The following is a 22853-nucleotide window of genomic DNA, read 5'->3' on the forward strand; positions in this document are numbered from 1 at the left end:
AACAGTGGAGTTTGCAAGCGAGGCGGACCGGGCCTATGCCAATGGTGCCTTCATTCCGGGCGCGGAGGGGTTTGTGCCGCGCTGGCGGGCAGAGGCGGCGGCGTTCCGGGCGGGGATGCGGGGCGAGCTGGATGTGGCCTATGGACCGGGGGCGCGGCAGCGGTTTGATCTGTTTCTGCCGGAGGGCCCCCCGCGCGGCGCGCTGGTGTTTGTGCATGGCGGCTATTGGCTGGATTTTGACCGGGGCGACTGGTCGCATCTGGCGGCGGGCGCGGTGGCGCGGGGCTGGGCCTGTGCGATGCCATCCTACACGCTGGCACCCGAGGCGCGGATTGCGCAGATGACGGTGGAGATCCGGGCGGCGGTGCGGGCGGTGGCGGCGCGGGTGGCGGGGCCAATGGTGGTGACGGGGCATTCGGCGGGCGGGCATCTGGCGGCGCGGATGGCTTGCGGGGATGGGCCAGAGCTGGCGCGGGTGGTGCCGATTTCGCCGCTGGCGGATCTGCGGCCGCTGATGGCAACGGACATGAACGCAAGGCTGCGGCTGGATGCTGCGGAGGCTTTGGCGGAAAGCCCGGCGCTGTTGCGTCCGCGTGCGGGGGTGGGCTGCCATGTCTGGGTCGGCGGGCAGGAGCGGCCCGCGTTTCTGTGGCAGGCGCGGGTGCTGGCAGAGAACTGGGCCTGCCCCTGGACGGTGGAGGGCGGGCGGCATCATTTTGACGTGATCGACGGGCTGTGCGACCCCGGGTCTGCGCTGATGGCGGCCTGTCTGGACGGGATCTAGGCAGGAGGCCCGATCAGGAGTTGGCGTTCATGCGTTCGATATAGGCGCGCATTTCCTCGGCCTCGTGCCGCGCGTCGCGCAGGCCACCCATCGCGGCGCGCAGCTCTGCCTCGGTCTGGGCGATCTGGTTCATCAGCTCGGCTTCGCGCTGTTCCAGATAGATGATCGCCTGATCGCGGGTTTCTTCGGCATCGTGCAGCATCGAGGACAGGCGGTCCATCTCGCTCATGTCGCCGCCGGGGACGCGGGCAAAGCGGTGCATGATCCAGTGCGAGAACCACCCCAGGGCAAAGGCCGCCATCAGGATGATGGCCGTGACGATGATGAATTCGGTGCGGTTCATGCGGTCTGCTTCATGGGGGGCAAGGGCCTGACACCTTTGGCCTAGCCGTCACGCGCCGGGCGCGCAAGGGGGCGGCGGGTCTTTTCTGTGGGCGCGACCGAGGGGCTGCTGTCATCGGACGGGTCGGCGCTGGCCTGCGCGCCGGCCTCTGGGCTGGCGGGGGTGCCAGCGGTGGCGGCGGGTTGGTCGAGGAGCTTGAATTCGATGCGGCGGTTGGCCTCGCGCCCGGCCTCGGTGGCGTTGTCGGCAATCGGGTTGGCCTCGCCATAGCCGGTGGCTTTGAGCGCATCGACGGTGACGCCGCGGCCTTGCAGCGCCAGCAGCACGGCATCAGCGCGGGCCTGGCTGAGGGCCAGATTGCCGCTGTCGGACCCCTGGCTGTCGGTGTAGCCGGCGATTTCCATCCGGACGGCGGTGCAGTCTTCCAGCACTTCGGCCAGGGCGTCCATGATGCCCACCGTCTGGCCGTCGATTTCTGCCGATCCGGGCGGGAAGGTGATCTTGCGGCGTTCCAGCACGGCCGTCACATCGGCGGCGCATTCCTGCGGGGTGGGCAGGGCGGCGAGGGGGTCGAGTTCCTCATCATAGCGGACCGACACCTTGAAGGTCTGGCCCTGACCCAGCTTGTCGGACAGCACCTGCGAGATGCGGCTGCGCGCGGCCTGGGAGCCGGTGACGCCTTCGACCTCGACCGTGTCGGCGCGCACCAGAAGGCGGCCCTCGGCAAGTTCACCCAGGGCTTCCAGCCCGGCCAGCACCCGGACTGGCCAGCCATCGGGCAGGTCATTGTCTAGCCGGGTGGCGGAATAGACCTTGCCGACCCCAAAGCGGGCCTTGGCATAGCTGGCGGTGGCATTGCGCAGCAGGTCATCCGTGACGCGGCCCCGCAGTTCGACCCGGCCATCGGCAGAAAGGGTGGCGGTGAATTCGGCAGGGCCCAGGGCCACGTCAGAGCTGCGCTCCAGCGTGGCGGTCAGCGAAAACACCTCGGGCAGGGCCGAGTCGAGTTCGCCCACAATGCGGTCAAAGTCGGATTGGGACACGGTGGCGGCGGCCACAAGCGAGACATCGGCATCAGAGAAGGTGATGGTCGCGGCCCCAAGCGAGGTGACGGCGGTGATGGCGGTGGCGACCGCATCGGCCCAGCTGGGGGTGGGGACGCCAAGGCCGACGATGCAATTGGGCCGGCCCGGCACACCGGCGGCGCGGGCTGCGGCAAGGATGCGGGCGCGGGCGCGGTCGGTATCGGCGGCGCAGGCATCAAAGCGCGCGCCCTGATCATCCAGCACGAAGCGCAGGGTGAAGGGGGTCAGCACCGGGCGCGGGGCCGAGATGTCGATGGACACCTGCAGCCCTTCGGGGCGCGCGTTGTTCAGATCATTGGTGAGCTGGCGCTGTTCTTCGGTGCTGGTGGCGATGGCGGTGACGCTGACCCGGCCTGCCGCGACCGAGACCTTGGACCGGGGCAGGCGTTTGACCGCCTCCATCCCGAAGGCAAAGGCGGCGTCCCAGCCTTCGGGCGCCGGGTAGGCGGCGGTTTCCAGCATGTCGGAGATTGCGCCATCAGACCGCAGGGCGCGCGCCTCGGCCAGCAGGGCTTCGGCGGAATCGCTGGTGGGCAGCAGACCGATCAGCTGGATTCCATCATCGTTGCGCAGCATCTCGACCGAGAATTTCGGGGCTTCGATGGCCTTGACGGGCGTGACATCGAGCATGTCGCGCACGCGGGAGGCGTCGATCACCGTGCCTGCGAGGTTCACGGCGCGGAAGCGCGCGGCCTCATTCGGGGCGGTGCCGATGAGATGGAGTTGCAAGCCATCGGCCTCTGCCGTGGCCCAGGTGATACCGGCATCGAGCAGGCGCGAGGTCACGGCCTGTTCCGACCGTGTCTCGATCCACAGCGCCGAGGCCCAGGCGGCGAGGGCTGCCACAACGCCCGCACCGCTGACCGCTGCAAGGGCGATGACGCCATGGGGCAGATGGCCGCTGTCCAGCTGCGCCCGGGTGGTGGACATCAGGGCGGTGGTGCGAAGAAGCAGGCGCTTGGGCAAGGCTCGGTTCCTGACTGAATGCTGTCCGGGGTTCGGGCCGGGCGATGGGCCGGGCCTTGGGCCGGAGCAGGGGGAGGCGGCCGGGTGACCGATCCGTTGGCAGATGATTCCCTTGCGGGTTTAAAAGCCGCAGCCGCCGTGATCAATCAAAGCGCGGCGGCAACGGCAAGAAACAGCGCAACGATCAGCCCGGCATCGCGGTTGGCCCGGAACTGGACCAGACAGGAGGCAGGGTCGTCAACGCGCAGCCCCGCCATCTGCCGCACCATATGCCAGCCAAAGGCCCAGACCCCGGCAAGGGCGATGGCCAGTTGCAACGGATCGCGGCTGGGCAAGAGGGCGAGGATCACCGCCAGCCCCATCAGCGCGACGGTGGCGAGCAGGAACAGCCTGAGCCACCAGCCGGTATGGGTGCCAAACAGCCGCGCGGTCGATTTGACCCCGATCAGGGCATCATCCTCGCGGTCCTGAAGGGCATAGATCGTGTCGTAATACAGCGTCCAGGTGATGCCGGAGGCATAGAGCACCACGGCGGCCAAGGGAACCGTGCCCGCATGCGCCGCCCAGGCCAGCACCGCGCCCCAGTTGAACGCCAGCCCCAGAAACAGCTGCGGCCACCAGGTGAAGCGCTTGGCAAAGGGGTAGATCGCGACCAGGGCCAGCGAGGCGATGCCAAGGCCGATGGCCAGCCCGTTGTAGGTGAACAGGATCAGGGCGGCCAGACCCGCCTGCGCCGCCATCCAGACCAGCGCCTGCCGCACCGTGACCTGACCTGACGGGATCGGGCGCGACCGGGTGCGGGTGACCTTGCCGTCGATGTGGCGGTCGGTGATGTCGTTCCAGGTGCAGCCCGCGCCGCGCATCAGGAAGGCCCCGGCGGCGCAGCTGACCGCCAGCCACAGATCCCACAGCCGATAGCCGTCCACTGCCGCGGCAAGGGCAATGCCCCAGAAGCAGGGGATCAGCAAAAGCCAGGTGCCGATGGGCCGGTCGGCCCGGCTGAGACGCAGATAGGGCCGGGCCGGGGCGGGGGCATGCCGGTCCACCCAGTTGTCGCTTGGGGCATCGGCAACGCCGCCAGACAATTGGCTCTGCGCCAGCTCTGGCATTTCCGGGAATTGGGTCATAGCGTGGCGCCTATGGATGCAAAGGTCAGACTCTATGTAGATCAGCCCTTGGGCGCGGGGCAAGCCGTGGCGGTTGGCCCCGAGCAGGCGAGCTATCTGTTCTCGGTGATGCGCCTGCCGGTCGGGGCGGGGGTGTTGCTGTTCAACGGGCGGGACGGCGAATGGCTGGCGCGGGTGGTGGATGCGGGCAAGCGGCGCGGGGCGTTGCTCTGCGAGGTGCAGACCAAGCCCTTGCAGCTGCCGCCCGACATGTGGCTGCTGTTCTCGCCGGTGCGCAAGGAGCGCACCAATTTCATCGTGGAAAAGGCGGTGGAATTGGGGGTGGCGCGGCTGATGCCGGTCACGACACGTTTCACCCAAGGGGAACGCTGGCGGCAGGACAAGCAACTGGCCCATGCGATCGAGGCGGCCGAGCAATGCGGGGCCACTGCTGTGCCACAGGTGGGCGAGGTGCAGCCGCTGGAGCGGGCGCTGGCGGGTTGGCCCGCGGACCGGGCGCTGTTTTGGGCCGATGAGGCGCTGGCCGGGGCCGGGCCGGGTGCTGCCGGTCTGGCGGGCCTTGAGGCCGGCCGGCCGGGGGCGATTCTGATCGGGCCGGAGGGCGGGTTTTCCGATGCGGAACAGGCGCTGCTGCGCGGGTTGCCTTTTGTGCGCCCGATCAGCCTTGGCCCGCGCATCCTGCGGGCCGAGACGGCGGCGGTGGCGGCGCTGGTGCTGTGGCAGATGGCGGCGGGGGACTGGCGATGATCCGCCCCGAGGTGCAGGCCGCGCTGTGGCGCTGGCGCGAGGTGGGTGTGGGCGTGGCCGTGCTGGGCTTTGGCTTGTGGCTGATGTGGCTGGGCGGCTATCTGCTGGTGCCGCTGGGGGCGGTGATCGGCCTGGGCGGCGTGGCGCTGGCCGTGCTGGCAGGGCGGCGCTTGCGCTTTGTGCCGGCGGGCGAGGCCCCGGGCGTGGTGCAGGTGGATGAGGGGCAAGTCAGTTACATGGGCCCGCAGCTGGGCGGCTTTGTCAGTCTGCGGGATCTGGTGGAAGTGCGGCTGATCTCGATCCGTGGGCGGCGGCTGTGGCGTCTGAAACAGACCGACGGCCAGGCCCTGCTGATCCCGGTCGAGGCAGCGGGGACAGAGGCGTTGTTTGATGCGTTTTCCAGCCTGCCGGGCCTGTCGAGCGCCGATCTGCTGGCCGCCCTCGCGCCGGTGCCCGGCACTGGCAGCCGCGCCGTGATGGCGGGCGGTGAAAACCGGGTGGTCTGGCGCAGGGCCGGGCGCGGCGTGGTGGCGCAAGGCGGCCCTCGCCCGGCGGACCAATAACGTTTTGTGATATGTCGCCGGTGCCGCATCGCGCCGTCTTGACTCGGGCCACGGCGCAAGACACCTGTGAGGCGCAACCCATGACCCCAGCCGGAGCCTCAATTCATGTCCATCCCACAATCCGGCGGCGGTCAGATCACATCGTTTCACCAGCTGGCAGAGCTGATGGAATCGGGCAACAAGCCGAAATCCCAGTGGCGCATCGGCACCGAGCATGAAAAGTTCGGCTGGCTGGAGGGCAGCCATGCGCCCTTGCCCTATGCGGGCGAGCGGTCGATCTCGGCGCTGTTTGCGGGGCTGGAGGCGCGCTTTGGCTGGACGGCGGTGCGGGAGGCCGGCAATGTGATCGGCCTGCACCGCAACGGGGCCAATATCAGCCTGGAACCCGGCGGGCAGTTTGAGCTGTCGGGCGCGATGATGTCTGACATGCATGAGACGGCGGCAGAGCTGCGCCTGCATCTGGAGGAGGTGGCGGAAATCGCCGGGCCGATGGGCGTGCGCTTCATGGGGATCGGGGCGGCGCCCGAGTGGAGCCATCAGGACATGCCGGTGATGCCCAAGGGGCGCTACCGGCTGATGACCGATTACATGGGCCGCGTTGGCACGCATGGGACGCAGATGATGTACCGCACCTCGACGGTGCAGGTGAACCTCGATTACGCCTCCGAGGCGGATATGGTGAAAAAGCTGCGGGTGGCGATTGCGCTGCAACCTGTGGCGACCGCGCTCTTCGCCTCCAGCCCGTTTTTTGACGGCAAGCCGAATGGCCACAGGAGCTGGCGCAGCCGGATCTGGCGAGGGCTGGATGACAGCCGCACCGGGATGCTGCCCTTTGCCTTTGATGAGGGCTTCGGCTTTCAGCAATATGTCGACTGGGTGCTGGATGTGCCGATGTATTTCGTCTACCGCGACGGCACCTATATCAATGCGTTGGGCCAGTCGTTCCGCGATTTCCTGAAAGGGGAGTTGCCGGCGCTGCCGGGCGAATTGCCCACCCTGTCGGACTGGGCCGACCACATGACAACGGTGTTCCCCGAAGCGCGGGTCAAGAAATACATCGAGATGCGCGGGGCCGATTGCGGCGACGAGGCGCATATCAATGCGCTGCCCGCGTTCTGGCTGGGGCTGATGTATGACCAGTCCGCGCTGGATGCCGCCTGGGATCTGGCCAAGGGGTTCGATGCCGCCACCCGCGAGGGGTTGCGCGTTGCGGCCTCGGTTTCGGCTCTGAAGGGCGAGGCGGGCGGGGTGAAGCTGGAAGCGCTGGCCCGTGCGGCGGTGGAGCTGTCGCAGGCGGGTCTGGTGGCGCGCGGTCTTGGCGAAGAGATCTACCTCGCGCCGCTGCACCAGTCTTTGGCGCAGGGCGAGGTGCAGGCCGACCGCTGGCTGCGGCTCTATGAGACCGAGTGGGATCACTCCCTGACGCCGATCTACCGGGCCGCCAGCCTCTGAGCGGGGCTGCGCCTGCGCGGAGCGCGCCGACCCGAGGAGACGCGGCGCAGCCCGCGCGACGAGATAAAAACAGCGCGGCGCAGCCGCTCTGCCGGATCAGGTGTCGCAGGTGCGGGCGGGGAGGGTTATTTTTTGCCGATCCTTGGCTCGGTGCCTTGCCGCAGGCGCGCGATATTGGCGCTGTGCCGGGCAAAGATCAGCGCGCCCAGCGTGATGGCCAGCAGGATCATCTGCGGATAGCCCAGCACCGCCAGCCAGACCGGGGCGAGGGCGGCGGCGACCAGCGCCGAGAGCGATGAGATGCGGGTGATGGCCGCCGTCACCGCCCAGGTGGCGCAGGCGGCAAGGCCAACCGGCCAGGCAAGGGCCAGCAGCGTGCCGAGGAAGGTCGCCACCCCCTTGCCGCCCCTGAACCCCAGCCAGACCGGGAACAGGTGGCCAAGAAAGGAAAACAGCGCCGCCACCTGGGCCGCATCCGGCCCCAAAGCCGCACGGGCGATCAGCACGGCGATGCCGCCCTTGCCCGCATCCAGCAGCAGGGTGGCAAGGGCTGCGGGCCTGTTGCCGGTGCGCAGCACATTGGTGGCCCCGATATTGCCCGAGCCGATGGCGCGCAGATCGCCCAGGCCCAGCAGGCGGGTGATGACGATGCCAAAGGGCACCGAGCCCAGCAGATAGGCAAGCACGGCAGTCAGGGCCAGCAGCAGGGGCGCAGAGGTGAAGTCGGGCATTTCGCGTTAGGCTCCGTAAACCTGATGGCCGGCGACAAAGGTGGCCAGAACCTTACCTTCCATCCGGGTGCCGTCAAAGGGCGTGTTCTTGGATTTCGACTGCAGGGTGAAGCGGTCGAGCACAAAGGGCGTGTCGGGGTTGAACAGCACAAGATCCGCCGGCGCGCCCTCGGCCATGCGGCCCTGCGGCAGGCCAAGGCGGCGGGCGGGGTTCAGGGCCAATGCGCGGAACAGCTGCGGCAGGGTCAGCTGGCCTGCGTGCGCCAAGCGCAGCGCGGCGGGCAGCAGGGTTTGCAGGCCGACCGCGCCACTGGCCGCATCCTCGAAGGGCAGGCGTTTGGATTCCTCATCTGCTGGGGTGTGGAAGCTGCCGATCACATCGATCAATCCGCTGGCCACCGCCTCGATGATCGCCAGCCGGTCGTCCTCGGACCGCAGCGGCGGGGTCAGCTTGAAGAAGGTGCGGTAATCGCCCACGTCAAATTCGTTCAGCGTCAGATGGTGGATCGACACGCCTGCGGTGACATCCAGCCCGTTGGCCTTGGCGCGCTCCAGCGCGGGCAGGCTGCGGGCGGTGGTGATCTGGTCGGCGTGATAGCGGACGCCTGTCATCTCGATCAGGCCAAGGTCACGGTCCAGGCCGATGCGTTCGGCCATCGGATGCACCGCCGGAAGGCCGCGCAGGGAGGCGAACTTGCCGCTGGTGGCAGAGGCGCCTTTTGACAGGCCCGGGTCCTGCGGGTGGCCGATCACCAGCGCGCCCAGACTGCGGGCATAGGTCAGCGCGCGCGACAGCACCTTGGGGTCGGTGCAGACCCGGGCGGCATCGGTGAAGGCAATGGCCCCGGCGTCGAGCAGAAAGCCGATCTCGGTCATCTCGCGGCCGTCACGGCCCTTGGTCAGGGCAGCCATGTGGCGTATGCGGACCGGTGAGGCCTCGGCCGCGCGACGGGTGACGAATTCCAGCACTTCGGGCGTGTCGATGGCGGGGGAGGTGTCGGGGCGGGCGATGATCGTGGTCACACCGCCCGCCGCCGCCGCAAGGCCGGCAGAGCGGAAGGATTCCTGATGCCGTTCGCCGGGTTCGCCGATCTTGACGCCCCAGTCGATGATGCCCGGGGCCAGGCAGGCCCCGCCACAGTCGATCACCTGAGCATCCTTGGGGGCGGAGGCCGCACCGATGGCGGCGATCACCCCTGCATCAAGGATCACATTGCCGGTGGTGATCGTGTCCCCTTCGGGGTCGATGATGCGGGCATTTTCCAGAAACAGGGTCATCGGCGGGCCTTTGTGCAGATTGGGGTCATCGCAGGGCTTGCGTCAGGCGGGCCGCGTCGGCGGCGGGGGCTGCGAGGTATTTGATCAGGTGCCGGTCCCCCGTGATGGTGGTGACCTGCACCGACCCGAGGAAGGGGCGCGCGGCCTTGATCTGTGCACGCGGCACGGTCAGGCCGCGCGGGCCGATCAGGCGGTGGCTGGTCAGATACCACAGATCGGTCAGCGCCTCGGAGGCGACATAGGCGGCACGGGCCGCAATGGCGAGAGCGGCGCCGATGGGCCCCATGACCGGGTAGGGGTTGCCCTGCCACAGGAGCCACAGGCCGACCACCGCACCAAGGACGACGGCCATGATCAGATGCGCGCGCCAATAGGTCAGGCGGTCGGGGGTGAAGGTGGCGCGCAGCGTTTCCCCCTCGGCAAGAACAGGCGCGGTCATCCGGCCCCCCAGACGAACAGGGCGACAAAGATCGCCAGCAGGATCAGCACCACCGTGGCCACCCGGCCCGACATGGCGGCGTCGGAGGGGCCTTTGCGGGGCTGCATCGGAGCAAGGTCGGCTTCGGGGTCATAGGGGGCCAGGCCAATGCGGGCCGGGGCGGGCACCTCGTCATAGCGCCCGATCAGGTGCAGGGGGGCGCGCGGTGACAGGCTGCCCTGACCAAGGGCGGCGCGGAACACCAGCAGAAGCGGGCCGCGCAGGGCGTCAAGGGTGGCCCTGTCGGGGGCCAGGCTGTCTTCGGCAATGCCCTGACCTTCGGCCAGATAGCGCGAGAGGCCGTATTCGGTGAAGGTGTCGGCATCGACCAGTTCTGTATGGGTGGCGTCCACCGCCGCAACGCCCAGGGCATCGGCCAGCGGCCCGCGCGCGAAGGCCTCGGCCTCGCGGTCTGGCAGGTCGATCACAAAGACCCAGACACAGCGTTCGGGGCCGGGGGGGATGGCGAGCGGGGCGGTCATGCCATGACCTCTGCCGCTTTGGCACCCCGGTCGGCGCGCAGGTTGCGGGCCAGAAGGTCCATGCAGGCCATGCGCACCGCGACGCCCATTTCGACCTGTTCCTGAATGACCGAGCGGTTGATGTCATCGGCCAATTCGCCGTCAATCTCGACGCCGCGGTTCATCGGGCCGGGGTGCATGACGATGGCATCGGGTTTGGCGGCGCTCAGCTTTTCGGCATCCAGCCCGTAGCGGTGGTAATATTCGCGTTCAGACGGGATGAAGCCGCCATCCATGCGTTCGCGTTGCAGGCGCAGCATCATCACCACATCGGTGCCTTCCAGCCCCTTGCGCATGTCGTCAAACAGCTCACACCCAAAATCGCCCACACCGGCGGGCATCAGGGTGGGCGGGGCGATCAGGCGGATGCGGTTTTCCATCTTGCCCAGCAGGATCAGATTGCTGCGCGCCACGCGGCTGTGCGCGATGTCGCCGCAGATCGCCACGGTCAGGCGCTGGATGCGGCCCTTGGCGCGGCGGATGGTCAGGGCATCGAGCAGGGCTTGGGTGGGATGTTCGTGCCGCCCGTCGCCCGCGTTCAGCACCGCGCAATTCACCTTTGACGCCAGCAGGTTGACCGCGCCGGAGGATCCGTGCCGCACCACGAGCAGATCGGGGTGCATGGCGTTCAGCGTCATGGCGGTGTCGATCAGGGTTTCGCCCTTTTTCACGCTGCTTTGCGCGACCGACATGTTCATCACATCGGCCCCCAGCCGCTTGCCCGCCAGTTCGAAACTGGCTTGCGTGCGGGTGGAATTCTCGAAGAACATGTTGATCTGGGTCATGCCCGCCAGCGCATCGGATTGTTTGACCGTGCGGCGGTTCAGATCGACGTAGCGATCCGCCAGATCGAGGATGGCGAGGATTTCCTGCGGCGACAGGTGTTCTATTCCCAGCAGATGGCGTGCGCGGAACATGGGTGTCTCCTTACGACTGGCTGCGGGTTTGGGGTGCTTATGCCAAAGGGGCGGGCAATGGGCAACGGTGATCGGTGCCTTGCGGGGGCGGGGCGGCCAGCCTACCCTTTGCGGCATGGGAATCGGGCAAGACATTCTGGCGGACTGGCATGCCTCGCAGGCGGCGCTGCTGTGGCAGGTGGATCTGGGCATCGACGACTGGCTGCTGGACGATCCGCTGAACCGCTATGATCTGCCCGAGGCGGTGAAACCTGCGCCGATGCTGGCACCGGACAGTCTGTCTGCGCCAGCGGCGCGGGAGGCTGCGTCGGGGCGGCGGGCGACGGCCCCTGCGGTGCTGCCCGAGGCCGTGAAGGTGGATGCGGTGGCCGAAGCAAAGGTGATGGCCGCGCGCGCCACAACGCTGGACGCGTTGCGCGCGGCGATGGCCGGATTTGAGCCGTGCGAGCTGCGGCGGGGCGCGCGCAACATGGTGTTTGGCGATGGTGTGCCCGGCGCGCGCGTGATGGTGCTGGGTGAGGCGCCGGGGCCCGAGGAAGACCGCGAGGGCCGGCCTTTCGTGGGCCGGGCCGGGGCCTTGCTGGATGACATGTTCGAGGCGATCGGCCTGTCGCGCCGGGCCGAGGCGGCGCGGGCAGGGCTTTATCTGGCCCATGTTTTGCCCTGGCGCTGTCTGGGCAATGGCGCGCCGATGGCAGAGGACGTGGCCATGATGCGGCCGTTTCTGGAGCGCCATATCGAGCTGGTGGCCCCCGAGGTGATTGTGGTGATGGGCAATACGCCCTTGTCGGCGCTGACGGGCCTGCAGGGCATCGCACGGCTGCGGGGGCAGTGGCAGGCGTTCGCAGGGCGTGCGGTTCTGCCGATGATCCATCCGGACACGCTGTTGCGCCTGCCCATCGCCAAACGCGAAGCCTGGGATGATCTGTTGGCATTGGAGGCGCGGTTGGCCGGGGGGCAGCGATGAGCCGGATTGACGAAACGATGGCATTTGTGCCGGTGCGGATCGCGGTGCTGACGGTCAGCGACACCCGCACGGCGGCCGATGACCGGTCAGGTGACACGCTGGTGGAGCGGATTGCGGGCGCGGGCCATGTGCTGGCGGCGCGGGGGATTGTGGCCGATGACCGGGCGCTGATTGCGGCGCAGTTGCGGGAGTGGATCGCCGATGCGGCGGTTGATGTGATCCTGACCACGGGGGGCACCGGGTTGACCGGGCGCGATGTGACGGTTGAGGCGCATCGCGATGTTTATGAAAAAGAGATCGAGGCGTTTGGGACAGTGTTCACCATCGTGTCGATGCAGAAGATCGGCACCTCTGCCGTGCAAAGCCGCGCCTGCGGGGGCGTGGCGGGTGGGACGTATCTGTTTGCGCTGCCGGGCAGCCCCGGGGCCTGCCGCGATGCCTGGGACGAGATTTTGCGCTGGCAGCTGGATATCAGGCACCGGCCCTGCAACTTTGTCGAGATCATGCCGCGGCTGGACGAACATCTGCGCCGGAAATAGGACAGGCCCGCGACGGAAAGCGGCCGCCCGCGCGTAACAGGCTTGTGGCTGGACGCGACCCCGGTCCGCGTTACTGTCTTGTTGTCCTTTGACCCGGAGCTTTCATGCGATTTCTGGCGCGTTCCCTGACCGGCCTGTTTCTGGCCGCCCTGACCTTGGGGCTGCTGGCGCTTGGGGCCAGCCTGATTGCCGGGGCGCTGAGTGACCGGCTGTCGACCGAACGGCCCGCCCAGCCCGCGCGGGAGCGGGTGTTTTCTGCCAATGTGCAGAAAGTGACGCCGGGCGTGCTGATCCCGCAGACGGTGGCCTTTGGTGAGATCCGGTCGCGCCGCACGCTGGAGCTGCGCGCGCCCAGTGGCGGGCGCGTGCTGGAGATTGCGGCGGGGGTCGAGGATGGGGCGACGGTGACCGAGGGCCAGGTGCTGGTGCGGCTGGACCCGGCCGATGCCACATCGGCGCGCGATCTGGCCCAGGCGGGTCTGAGCGAGGCCGAGGCCGAGGTGCGCGATGGCGACCGGGGCCTGCTGCTGGCGCGCGATGATCTGGCAGCGGCGGGCGCGCAGGCCGAATTGCGGCGTCAGGCGTTGACCCGGCAAGAGGATTTGCTGGCCCGGGGTGTCGGATCGGCGGCGGCGGTGGAAACGGCGGCTTTGGCCCTGTCATCCGCCGAGCAGGCGGTCTTGTCGCGCCGGTCGGCGCTGGCGCAGGCCGAGGCGCGGGTGGATCAGGCGGCATCGGGTCTGGCACGGGCGCGCATTGCGCTGGCCGAGGCTGACCGTGCGCTGGCCGATACCGTGATCCGCGCCAGTTTTACGGGCCGGCTGAACGGGGTCACGGTGGTGGCCGGCGGGTTGGTCGGGGCCAATGAGCGGTTGGCGGAGCTGATTGACCCGGATCGGCTGGAAGTGTCGTTCCGCCTGTCGACGGCGCAGTTTACGCGGCTGCTGGATGAGCGCGGCAGCCTGACCGCCGCGCCGGTGGTGGTGTCGCTGGATGTGCTGGGGGCCGAGATTGCCGCCCTGGGCCGGGTGGAGCGCGTGGGCGCCGCAGTGGGTGAAGGGGCGACGGGGCGGCTGATCTATGCCGCGCTGGACGGGGCGCGGGGGTTCCGTCCCGGAGATTTTGTCACCGTGGCAATCGCCGAGCCGGAGGTTGACGGCGTGGCGCTGTTGCCGGCGACGGCGGTGGACAGCACAGGCGGGGTTCTGGTGGTCGGGGCCGAAGACCGGCTGGAGGTGCAGCAGGTGCCGGTCCTGCGGCGGCAGGGGGATGACGTGATTGTGGATGTGCGCGGCATTGCCGGGCGTGAGGTGGTGGTGGAGCGCTCGCCCCTGTTGGGCGCGGGGATCAGGATCAACCCGATCCGGCCCGGCGCTGACGCGTCACCGGATGCGGGGGCGCAGGTGCAGCCCGCAGCGCAGCCGGGCGCCCAGTCTGGAGCGGTGACCGACACCATCCAGCTTAGCCCCGAACGCCGGGCCGGGTTGATCGCCTATGTCGAGGGCAATGCCCGGATGCCAGAGGAGGCCAAGGCGCGGTTGCTGGAACAGCTGGCGCAGGATCAGGTGCCTGCCCAGATGGTGACACGGCTTGAAGACCGGATGGGGGGCTGAGGCATGGCAAGGCTTACCCCGGCGCGCGGCAGCGGTCTGATTTCCTATTTCACCCGGCACCGGACATTGGCCAATCTGCTGTTGGTCCTGATGATCGTGGCCGGGCTGGTCTCGGCCTCGCGCATCAGAGCGCAGTATTTTCCCGATGTGATCATCAGCCAGATCGACGTGTCGGTGGCCTGGAGCGGGGCCGGAGCCGAAGATGTGGACCGCGCCATTGTGCAGGTGCTGGAACCCGCGTTGCTGACGGTGGATGGCGTGGCCGATATCTCCTCCCGCGCGAATGAGGGCTCGGCCCGGATTTCGCTGGAGTTTGAACCGGGGCTGGATCTGGCACAGGCGGTCGAGGATGTGCAGACCGCGGTCAATTCGGTGACAAACCTGCCCGATGAGGCCGAAGAGCCGGTGATCCGCCGCAACCAATGGCGGGATCAGGTGACGGATGTGGTGATCACCGGGCCGGTGGGCGTGGATCAGCTGGGCCGCTTTGCCGATGAATTCGTGGCGCGGCTGTTTCAGGTGGGCGTCACCCGCACGACGATCCGCGGCATGGCGGACCCGGAAACGGTGGTCGAAGTGCCCTCGGTGGCGTTGATCCGCCATGACATCACCCTGCGCGAGATTGCCACGGCGATTGGCGCTGCGGTGCAGACCAACCCGGCGGGCAATGTCGGCGATGGATCGGCGCGGGTGCGGACCGGATCGGAACGGCGGACGGCGGCGGAAATCGGCGGGGTGGTGCTGCGCAGCCTGCCGGATGGCACCAAGCTGACGGTCGGCGATATTGCGACTGTGACCGCCATTGGGGCCGATGCTGGGCGGGCGAGCTTTGTCGGCGCGAATCCGGCGATGACCGTGCGGGTGGACCGCAATGCCGAAGGCGATGCCATCCGCATGCAGGCCAGTGTTCAGGATGTGGCCGATGCGATGCAGCTCTCGTTGCCACCGGGGGTGACGATCGATCTGGTGCGCGCGCGGGCGGAAGAGATTACCGACCGGCTGTATCTGCTGCTCGACAACGCGCTGAGCGGGCTGGCGCTGGTGGTGGTGCTGTTGTTCCTGTTTCTGAACGCCCGCACGGCGCTGTGGGTGGCCGCCGGCATTCCGGTGGCGATGCTGGCGGCGGTGGCGGTGATGTATGCGGCCGGGCTGACGCTGAACATGATGTCGCTGTTTGCGCTGATCATCATGCTGGGCATCGTGGTGGACGATGCGATCGTGGTGGGCGAGCACGCCGATTTTCGCGGGCGCACCCTGGGGGAAGACCCGGTGGTTGCGGCGGAGCGGGGGGCGCTGCGGATGGCACAGCCGGTGGTGGCGTCAAGCCTGACCACGGTGATCGCCTTTTTTGGCCTTGTCGCCATCGGCGGGCGCTTTGGCGACCTGATCAGCGATATTCCGTTCACGGTGATTGCGGTTCTGATTGCCTCGCTGGTGGAATGTTTTCTCATACTGCCCAATCACATGGCCCATGCCATCGCTGCGGCGCGGGTGGAAAAATGGTATGACTGGCCGTCGCGGCAGGTGAACCGGGGCATGGTCTGGCTGGGCGCGCATGTGATCAAGCCCCTGATGCGTCTGGTCCTTCTGGCGCGGTATCCGGTGCTGGCGGGGGCGGTCTGCCTGCTGGCGGCATCGGCGGCGCTGTTCATCCGGGGCGATCTGCCGTTTCGGTTTTTCAACGCGCCGGAACAGGCATCGGTCACCGGCAATTTCTCGATGCTGCCGGGGGCAGAGCGGGCAGACACGCTGGAGATGATGCGCGAGGTGCAGCGCGCGGCGGAGGCGGTGGGCGCGCGGTTCGAGGCCGAACATGGCAGGAACCCGATCACCTTTGCCATGGCCGAAATCGGCGGATCGGGTGGGCGCGGGCTGGCCAGTGCCGAGGGCAAGGATGCCGACCAGTTGGGCAGCATCTCGATCGAGCTGATCGACCCGGATTCGCGGCCCTATTCCAGCAATGTCTTTGTGCAGGCCCTGCAGGAAGAGGTGCGCGGCCATCCTTTGATGGAAGAGCTGTCGTTCCGGGGCGGGCGCTTTGGCCCCGGCGGCGATGCGCTGGCGATTGATCTGTTCGGGGCCGAGGCTGCCGGGCTGAAGGCCGCCGCCGAGGCGCTGAAGACCCGGCTGGCGGTTTATCCGGAAGTGTCGGCGCTGGAGGATTCTCTGGCCTATGACAAGGAAGAGCTGATCCTGAACCTGACCCCGCTGGGGCAGTCTTTGGGATTTGTGATTGACGAGCTTGGGCGCAGCCTGCGCGACCGGCTGAACGGGATCGAGGCGGCCACCTATCCGGACGGGCCACGATCCGTGGCGATCCGGCTGGAGCTGCCGCGCGATGAGCTGACGGCAGATTTTCTGGATGCCACGTTGTTGCGCACGGCTGCCGGCAGCTATGTGCCGCTGGCCGATATCGTGACGGTCGAGCAGGTGGCCGGGTTTTCCACCATCCGGCGCGAGAATGGGTTGCGGATTGTCTCGGTGTCAGGCGATCTGGCCGAGGATGATCCGGCGCGGGCGGCAGAGATTCAGGCCACCATCCGCGAAACGATTCTGCCCGGGATCGCGCAGGATTTCGGCGTCGAGGTCCGCCAAGGCGGGTTGGTGCAACAGCAGGCCGAATTCCTCAGTGATGCCGGTACCGCTGTGATCCTGTGCCTGATGGGGATTTACCTGTGCCTTGCCTGGATTTTTGCCAGCTGGACCCGGCCTTTGGTGGTGATGTCGGTGATTCCCTTTGGGCTGATCGGGGCGATGTGGGGGCATTTCCACTGGGGGGTGCCGCTGTCGCTGTTCTCGGTTGTGGGGCTGATCGGGATGTCAGGCATCATCATCAACGATTCCATCGTGCTGGTCTCGACGATTGACGACTATGCGCATAAGCGTGGGCTGTTTCCCGCGATTGTCGATGGGGTGGCCGACCGGTTCCGCGCGGTGCTGCTGACCACCTTGACCACCGTCATCGGTCTGTCGCCGCTGTTGTTCGAGGGCAGTTCGCAGGCCGAATTCCTCAAGCCTACGGTGATCACGCTGGTTTACGGTCTGGCGTTTGGCATGCTTTTGGTGCTGATCATGGTGCCGGCGTTGATGGCGGTGCAGGCCGATATCGGCCAGATGTTCCGGGCGCTGTCACGGGGGCTGCGCGCGGGGCGCTCGCGCGGGGTTCTGCTGGGCACGGGCGCGGTGCTGGCGGTGCTGTTTGCCGTAACCCTGGCACCGGCGGTGCTGGACGGTTGGCTGGGCGGTGCGGTGCCAGCCCTGCCATTGGGCATGGCCTTTGGCGTGTTTGCCCTGGGCGCGGGGGGGGTGAGCCTTGCGGCGTTCTGGATGGTGCGCTTGCGGCCGGCAAGGCGCTGACGGGCATGGCGTCAACCGGCGGGGCAGCCGAGGATTTCCACCGCGCGGCCCTGACCGCCGATCACGGTGACCACCATGGCAGAGCGGTTCAGGGCGAAGGGCTGGCCCGAGGGCGGCACCATTTCGGCCACCGCGGTCAGGCTGCGCCCGTCGCGGCTGACCTGTGATTCCGACACCCAGACATTGGCGATGCCCGGTTCGAACACCACAGCCTCCTGGTGTCCTTGCAGCGGAAGGTCCATCCGGGCGGTGACGCGCAGCCCATCGCGGATCGGTTCGATCCGGCAGGCGATACGGGTCAGCCCGGCCTCGGACGCGGTGGCGGGGCGGGCGCGCAGGGCGGCGTTGATGGTGCCGTCAGACTGCCCGGGCGTGGTGAGCGCGCCGCCCAGCAGCAGCGTGGTCGGAATGCAGATGTCCTTGCACACGCCCAGATCAATCGACGCCTGTAGCCGCACTGGCTTGCGCGGGTCTTTCGGCGTGATCTCGATCGGCAGAACCAGTTCGTCATGATAGCCGACGGTCTGCATGCCATTGGTGTGGAACACATCGGGCGCGGGCCAATGGAAACGGACCGAGCCAAGGTTTTCCGATCCGGCCCAGTCAAACTGTGGCGGAATGCCCGCATCGCCCGGCGCGCGCCAATAGGTTTTCCAATCGGGTGCCAGGCGCAGATGCAGCGCGGCCATATGGGTTCCGGATGATGTTTGCCAGCCCGAGCGGAATTCACCGCGCACCACATCAGGCTGTGCCTGCGCAAAACCGGCGGCGGGGGCAAGGGCGAGGCAGAGGGCAAGGACGCGGATCATGGTGGGGAAGATAAGCACTGGCCCCGGAATGGAAAGTCACAAAGACGGGAAGCCATTGTAGCACGCGGAGGGAACAAGCCCCTTGAGGCAGCGTTGCATCAGGACCATGTTAGAAAAATCTCAGGCAGGAGTGGCAAGAATGGATCTTGGCGGCAAACTGTTGATTGCGATGCCCGGTATGGGGGACGCGCGGTTTGACCGCAGTGTCATCCTGATTTGCGCCCATTCCGAAGACGGGGCCATGGGGCTGATCGTCAACAAGCCGACCCCGGATCTGAGCTTTGCCGGGTTGCTGGATCATCTGGACATTTCGCGCGCGCCGGAAGGACGTGACATCCGCGTGCATTTCGGCGGCCCGGTGGAGCGCGGGCGCGGCTTTGTGCTGCATTCGCCCGATTATGCGCGCGGGCCTGCAACCATGGCGGTTCCGGGTGGGCTGTTGATGACGGCCACGCTGGACATTCTGGAATCGCTGGCCCGCGGCGAGGGTCCGGATGCGGCGCTGCTTGCGCTGGGCTATTCCGGCTGGGGGCCGGGGCAGCTTGAGGCCGAGATCTCGCGCAATGACTGGCTTTTGGCCGATGCGCCCGCCGATCTGATCTTTGCCGCAGATGACAGCGCGAAATGGGTGAGAGCGTTGAAAACGCTCGGCATTGACCCGCTGACACTGTCGGCGACAGCGGGCCGTGCCTGACCCCAGGCCCCAGAGGGGCTGCACGGCCTATTCGCCGTAAGGCACCCAGACGGTTTTCACCGCAGTTGCGTGGCGCAGGAAGGCGCGGCCTTCGGCGTCGGGCGCAAACCAGTTGCGCGCGCGGGCATGATTGACCCAGGTGCGTTTCAGATTGGTTGCCGAGTCCGCCTCGATGATCTGCGAGACATCGGTGGAGGAAAAGCTCCAGACCGCGTCGATATCCATGTGACCGGCCAGCGGCTTTGCCAGTTCGGCATGCGGGCCGGTGACGATGTTGACCACGCCTGCGGGCAGATCAGAGGTTTCCAGCACCTGATAGAGATCTGTCGCCGACAGCGGGAAGGGCTGGGACGGCACCAGGACGCAGGTGTTGCCCATCGCAATCGCCGGGGCCATGACCGAGATCAGCCCCAGAAGCGGGGCATCATCGGGGCACAGCGCGCCGATCACGCCGCAGGGTTCGTTCATCGCCAAAGCGACACCGCGGATCGGCACGGATTTCACCGCGCCATCGAACTTGTCGGCCCAGGCGGCATAGCTGAACAGGCGGGCAATGGCGGCCTCGACCTCTGCCGTGCCGGAACTGCCGGTTTGGGCCTTGAGGCGGGCGGCAAATTCTTCGGCACGGGCCGACAGGTTTTCGGCGATGTAGAACAGGATCTGCGCGCGGCTATGGGCGGTGGCGCGGCCCCAGCCTTTGGCGGCCTGCGCCGCCTCTACCGCATTGCGGATATCCTTGCGGTTGCCGATGCCGACATGGCCCAGCAGCGCCCCTTTCGGGCCATAGACCGGCTGCGAATAACCGCCGTCGGGCCGGGCCTGTTTGCCGCCGATAAACAGCTTTGCGGTGCGGTCGAGGGTATCGACCGTGGCCGATTTCGGAGCGGGCAGCGGGGCGACGGGTTTGAGCGCCGCCGCCTTGCCGCTTGGCCGCAGGTAGGCGAGCAGGCCTTCCCAGCCGCCTTCGCGCCCGAAGCCGCTTTCGCGCACGCCGCCAAACCCGGCGGCGGCGTCGAACATGTTGGTGCCGTTGACCCAGACCACCCCGGCGCGCAGCTTGGGGGCGATGTCCAGCGCAAGGTTCACATTCTCGGTCCAGACGGTGGCGGCCAGGCCGTAGCGGGTGTTGTTGGCAAGCTCCACCGCTTCGGCGGGGGTGCGGAAGGTCATGCTGACCAGAACCGGGCCGAAGATTTCCTCTTGCATCAGGGGCGATGCGGCAGAAAGGCCGGTGATCAGCGTTGGCGGGTAGAAGCAGCCCGAGGGCAGGGGGGTGTCGGCGGTGTATTTGTCGCCATCCGACGCATCGACCATGCGGGTGATGCTGGCCAGTTGCACCGGATCGACCACGGCACCCACGTCAATGCATTTGTCCAGCGGGTCGCCGATGCGCAGCCCGTCCATCCGGCGTTTCAATTTTGCATGGAAGTGGTCGGCGACGCCTTCGTGAACCAGCAGACGGCTGCCCGCGCAGCAGACCTGCCCGCCGTTGAACCAGATCGCATCGACCAGCCCTTCGATGGCCGAGTCGATGTCGGCATCATCGAAGACGATGTAGGGGGATTTGCCGCCAAGCTCCAGGGTCAGGGCCTTGCCGGTTCCGGCCGTGGCGCGGCGGATGCCCTTGCCCACGGCGGTCGATCCGGTGAAGGCAATCTTGTCGACGCCCGGATGGGCCACCAGCGCCGCTCCGGTGTCGCCGTCGCCGGTGACGATGTTGAGCACGCCGGGGGGCAGGCCCGCCTCGCGGCTGATGTCGGCGAACAGCAGCGCGGTCAGCGGGGTGTACTCGGCGGGTTTCAGAACCACGGTATTGCCCGCTGCAAGCGCAGGGGCCACTTTCCACGCCAGCATCAGCAGCGGGAAGTTCCACGGGATCACCGCGCCGCAAACGCCCAAAGGCTCCATCCCCGGCAGCTCGGTCGGGGCGAGTTGTGCCAGGCCTGCGTGGTAATAGAAGTGCCGCGCCACCAAGGGCAGGTCGATATCGCGGGATTCGCGGATCGGCTTGCCATTGTCCATGGTTTCCAGCACCGCCAGCAGGCGGGCGTGTTTCTGTACCAGACGGGCCAGCGCATAAAGGTATTGCGCGCGTTTATGCGCCGGAAGCCGCGCCCATTTGGGCTGCGCCCGGCGGGCTGCGGCGACGGCGGCATCCACCGAGGTCTCAGACCCCTGGCTGACCTGCGCCAGCACCTTGCCGGTGGCGGGATTGGTGCTGTCAAACAGCGCTTGGGGGGCTGTGAAGCTGCCGTTGATGAAATGGCCAAAGCGGTGATCGTGCCGCGCCAGCCAGTCCAGCGCTTCGGCATTGGATTCGGGGGCAGGGCCATAGGACATGGTGTCGAAGATTTCTTTGATTGTCATGGCCTTATCCCATCGCGTGGCGGTTGGCGGCGGAGTAGTGGCCGGTCAGGTGGTGGTCGAGCTGGCGTTCGATATCGCCCAGCAGGCTGGAGGCCCCGAAACGGAACAGGTCGGGTTGCAGCCAGGGGTGGCCGAGCTCGTCCTTCATCAGTGCCAGATACAGAAGCGCATCCTTGGCCTTGGAGATGCCGCCCGCCGGTTTGTAGCCGACCTTGATGCCGGTGCGGTCCTGATAGTCGCGGATGGCGCGGATCATCGTCAGGCTGACCGGCAGGGTGGCGTTCACGCCTTCCTTGCCGGTCGAGGTCTTGATGAAATCGGCGCCCGCCATCATGCAGATCAGCGAGGCGCGTGCCACGTTGCGCAGGGTGCCAAGCTCGCCCGTCGCAAGGATGGCCTTCACATGGGCATCGCCGCAGGCGGCGCGCATCTCTGCCATTTCATCATACAGCGCCTGCCAGTTGCCGGTCAGCACATGGCGGCGCGAGATGACGATGTCGATTTCACGCGCCCCGGCGGCGACGCTTTCGCGGATCTCCTGCACGCGCAGATGCCAGGGCGACAGGCCCGCCGGAAAGCCGGTGGAAACGGCGGCGACGGGGATGGCGGTGCCTTCCAGCGCGCGCACTGCCGTTTCCACCATGTCGTGATAGACGCAGACTGCGCCGACGGTCAGCCCTTCCATCCCCAGGGCGTGCAGGGTTTCGGCGCGCACCGGGGCTCGCGCCTTGGCGCAGAGCCGTTGCACGCGGCCCGGGGTATCGTCGCCCGACAGGGTGGTGAGGTCGATCAGGCTGATGGCCTTGAGCAGCCAGGCGGCCTGATGGTCTTTCTTGACCGATCGCCGGCCGCCCAGGCTGGCCGCGCGCCGTTCGATGGCCGAGGTATTGGCCTGCACGCCGGCCACCCAATCCAGATCCAGCGCCATGCCGGGGTTGCGGTCATGGGGCGGATGATCGGGGGCCAGATGCACGAGCTGCGTGGCAGAGAGGGGCATGTCAGAGGAAGGCGCGGTCACGGCAGGCCCTTTGCTGCGAAAAATTTCGCGTAATGTGGCATGGGCGCTGCCACCGGACAAGCCTGACGCTGCGCGTATTTGACCCGTTGGTCAGAAATCAGTCAGGCGCGCGGTCGCGGATCAGGGTTGGACTGACCGATTCCACCTCGGGGTCGAAGGTGGCCCAAGCGGTGCCGACGCCGCTGGGCGGCAGGTCTTCCGGCTTGACGGCAAGATGCAGCTGCGCCTTTGCGATGAAATTGGCCGTGATCGGCGCGGTCAGGAACAGGAACAGCGTGATCATCAGCTCATGCCAGCTGAGCGTGCCTTCAAAGAACCAGAAATACAGCATCGACGAGATCAGCGCCGATCCGACGCCGATGGTGGTTGCCTTGGTGGGGGCGTGCAGGCGCTGCATCGTGGTGGGCAGTTTCAGCAGGCCAAAACTGCCGACGATGGCAAAAACACCGCCGATCACCAGCAGGGCTGCAAGGAAGTATTCGACAATCTGGTCCATA

At 67.4% G+C, this 22853-nt stretch carries 20 protein-coding genes and 1 pseudogene; 9 read left to right on the top strand and 12 right to left on the bottom strand.

Going from position 1 to position 22853, the window contains the following annotated elements; all coding sequences use genetic code 11:
- Window positions 1–4: 4 nt before the first annotated feature.
- A complete protein-coding gene (locus tag CXR43_RS13170) occupies window positions 5–784 on the top strand; it encodes a hormone-sensitive lipase (protein WP_103334517.1) in 780 nt (259 codons plus the stop codon).
- A gap of 13 nt (window positions 785–797) precedes the next feature.
- On the opposite strand, the pseudogene CXR43_RS13175 reads toward CXR43_RS13170, so the two are convergent.
- The 3 genes and pseudogenes from CXR43_RS13175 to ubiA form a co-directional block, all read right to left on the bottom strand.
- Window positions 798–1151 (bottom strand): annotated as a pseudogene (locus CXR43_RS13175) (hypothetical protein); the annotation flags it as partial.
- Between the two features lie 17 nt (window positions 1152–1168).
- On the bottom strand, window positions 1169–3142 hold the full coding sequence (locus CXR43_RS18190; protein WP_103334714.1) for an OmpA family protein: 1974 nt from the start codon (window positions 3140–3142) through the stop codon (window positions 1169–1171).
- Between the two features lie 182 nt (window positions 3143–3324).
- Window positions 3325–4305, bottom strand: a complete 981-nt coding sequence (ubiA, locus tag CXR43_RS13185; RefSeq protein WP_103334519.1) for a 4-hydroxybenzoate octaprenyltransferase — start codon at window positions 4303–4305, stop codon at window positions 3325–3327.
- A gap of 12 nt (window positions 4306–4317) precedes the next feature.
- Here ubiA and CXR43_RS13190 point away from each other — a divergent pair, with 12 nt between their 5' ends.
- The 3 genes from CXR43_RS13190 to CXR43_RS13200 all read left to right on the top strand — a co-directional run bounded on the left by CXR43_RS13190 (window position 4318) and on the right by CXR43_RS13200 (window position 7067).
- Window positions 4318–5052 carry a 16S rRNA (uracil(1498)-N(3))-methyltransferase gene (locus CXR43_RS13190; RefSeq protein WP_103334520.1) on the top strand — a complete coding sequence of 245 codons (735 nt, stop codon included), beginning with the start codon at window positions 4318–4320 and terminating at the stop codon, window positions 5050–5052.
- Window positions 5049–5615, top strand: coding sequence for a hypothetical protein (locus tag CXR43_RS13195; protein ID WP_246831386.1), 567 nt, complete (start codon window positions 5049–5051; stop codon window positions 5613–5615). The genes CXR43_RS13190 and CXR43_RS13195 overlap by 4 nt, the downstream gene beginning before the upstream one ends.
- A gap of 105 nt (window positions 5616–5720) precedes the next feature.
- Window positions 5721–7067: a glutamate--cysteine ligase gene (locus CXR43_RS13200; RefSeq protein WP_103334521.1), complete on the top strand. Its 1347-nt coding sequence runs from the start codon at window positions 5721–5723 to the stop codon at window positions 7065–7067.
- A 125-nt stretch (window positions 7068–7192) separates the two neighbouring features.
- On the opposite strand, the gene plsY is transcribed toward CXR43_RS13200, so the two are convergent.
- Genes plsY through CXR43_RS13225 form a run of 5 tightly spaced genes read right to left on the bottom strand, consistent with a single transcriptional unit; the run spans window position 7193 to window position 10992 of the window.
- Complete coding sequence (plsY, locus tag CXR43_RS13205) at window positions 7193–7798, bottom strand: glycerol-3-phosphate 1-O-acyltransferase PlsY (protein ID WP_103334522.1); 606 nt, start codon at window positions 7796–7798, stop codon at window positions 7193–7195.
- Between the two features lie 6 nt (window positions 7799–7804).
- Entirely contained in the window at window positions 7805–9076 is a 1272-nt protein-coding gene (gene pyrC, locus CXR43_RS13210; protein ID WP_103334523.1) for a dihydroorotase, read from the bottom strand.
- A 25-nt stretch (window positions 9077–9101) separates the two neighbouring features.
- The gene (locus tag CXR43_RS13215) at window positions 9102–9515 is read right to left on the bottom strand and encodes a hypothetical protein (RefSeq protein WP_103334524.1); all 414 of its coding nucleotides are present in this window, start codon (window positions 9513–9515) and stop codon (window positions 9102–9104) included.
- Window positions 9512–10036, bottom strand: coding sequence for a hypothetical protein (locus CXR43_RS13220; RefSeq protein WP_103334525.1), 525 nt, complete (start codon window positions 10034–10036; stop codon window positions 9512–9514). The genes CXR43_RS13215 and CXR43_RS13220 overlap by 4 nt, the downstream gene beginning before the upstream one ends.
- Window positions 10033–10992: an aspartate carbamoyltransferase catalytic subunit gene (locus CXR43_RS13225; RefSeq protein WP_103334526.1), complete on the bottom strand. Its 960-nt coding sequence runs from the start codon at window positions 10990–10992 to the stop codon at window positions 10033–10035. Before CXR43_RS13225 ends, CXR43_RS13220 begins: the two co-directional genes overlap by 4 nt.
- Window positions 10993–11059: 67 nt before the next feature.
- Between CXR43_RS13225 and CXR43_RS13230 the strand changes: the two genes are divergently transcribed.
- The 4 genes from CXR43_RS13230 to CXR43_RS13245 all read left to right on the top strand — a co-directional run bounded on the left by CXR43_RS13230 (window position 11060) and on the right by CXR43_RS13245 (window position 17468).
- Window positions 11060–11959, top strand: a complete 900-nt coding sequence (locus tag CXR43_RS13230) for a uracil-DNA glycosylase (RefSeq protein ID WP_435530803.1) — start codon at window positions 11060–11062, stop codon at window positions 11957–11959.
- Window positions 11956–12498 (top strand): molybdenum cofactor biosynthesis protein B, encoded by a 543-nt coding sequence (moaB, locus tag CXR43_RS13235; protein ID WP_103334528.1) that lies wholly within the window; start codon window positions 11956–11958, stop codon window positions 12496–12498. The genes CXR43_RS13230 and moaB overlap by 4 nt, the downstream gene beginning before the upstream one ends.
- Before the next feature lie 104 nt (window positions 12499–12602).
- Window positions 12603–14111, top strand: a complete 1509-nt coding sequence (locus CXR43_RS13240) for an efflux RND transporter periplasmic adaptor subunit (RefSeq protein WP_103334529.1) — start codon at window positions 12603–12605, stop codon at window positions 14109–14111.
- Window positions 14112–14114: 3 nt separating this feature from the next.
- Window positions 14115–17468 carry an efflux RND transporter permease subunit gene (locus tag CXR43_RS13245; RefSeq protein ID WP_103334530.1) on the top strand — a complete coding sequence of 1118 codons (3354 nt, stop codon included), beginning with the start codon at window positions 14115–14117 and terminating at the stop codon, window positions 17466–17468.
- 11 nt (window positions 17469–17479) lie between these two features.
- Here CXR43_RS13245 and CXR43_RS13250 read toward each other — a convergent pair whose 3' ends face one another.
- Window positions 17480–18277 (bottom strand): protein-disulfide reductase DsbD domain-containing protein, encoded by a 798-nt coding sequence (locus CXR43_RS13250; protein WP_103334531.1) that lies wholly within the window; start codon window positions 18275–18277, stop codon window positions 17480–17482.
- Window positions 18278–18416: 139 nt separating this feature from the next.
- Here CXR43_RS13250 and CXR43_RS13255 point away from each other — a divergent pair, with 139 nt between their 5' ends.
- A complete protein-coding gene (locus tag CXR43_RS13255; RefSeq protein WP_103334532.1) occupies window positions 18417–18971 on the top strand; it encodes a YqgE/AlgH family protein in 555 nt (184 codons plus the stop codon).
- Between the two features lie 27 nt (window positions 18972–18998).
- On the opposite strand, the gene CXR43_RS13260 is transcribed toward CXR43_RS13255, so the two are convergent.
- The 3 genes from CXR43_RS13260 to CXR43_RS13270 all read right to left on the bottom strand — a co-directional run bounded on the left by CXR43_RS13260 (window position 18999) and on the right by CXR43_RS13270 (window position 22852).
- On the bottom strand, window positions 18999–21338 hold the full coding sequence (locus CXR43_RS13260) for an aldehyde dehydrogenase family protein (RefSeq protein ID WP_103334533.1): 2340 nt from the start codon (window positions 21336–21338) through the stop codon (window positions 18999–19001).
- Window positions 21339–21342: 4 nt separating this feature from the next.
- Complete coding sequence (gene deoC / locus CXR43_RS13265) at window positions 21343–22335, bottom strand: deoxyribose-phosphate aldolase (RefSeq protein WP_168219838.1); 993 nt, start codon at window positions 22333–22335, stop codon at window positions 21343–21345.
- Window positions 22336–22453: 118 nt separating this feature from the next.
- Window positions 22454–22852 carry a Na+/H+ antiporter subunit G gene (locus tag CXR43_RS13270; protein ID WP_103334534.1) on the bottom strand — a complete coding sequence of 133 codons (399 nt, stop codon included), beginning with the start codon at window positions 22850–22852 and terminating at the stop codon, window positions 22454–22456.
- Window position 22853: the final 1 nt, after the last annotated feature.

This window comes from Pseudotabrizicola formosa, from assembly GCF_002900965.1.
In the GTDB taxonomy this organism is placed as follows: Bacteria; Pseudomonadota; Alphaproteobacteria; order Rhodobacterales; family Rhodobacteraceae; genus Pseudotabrizicola; species Pseudotabrizicola formosa.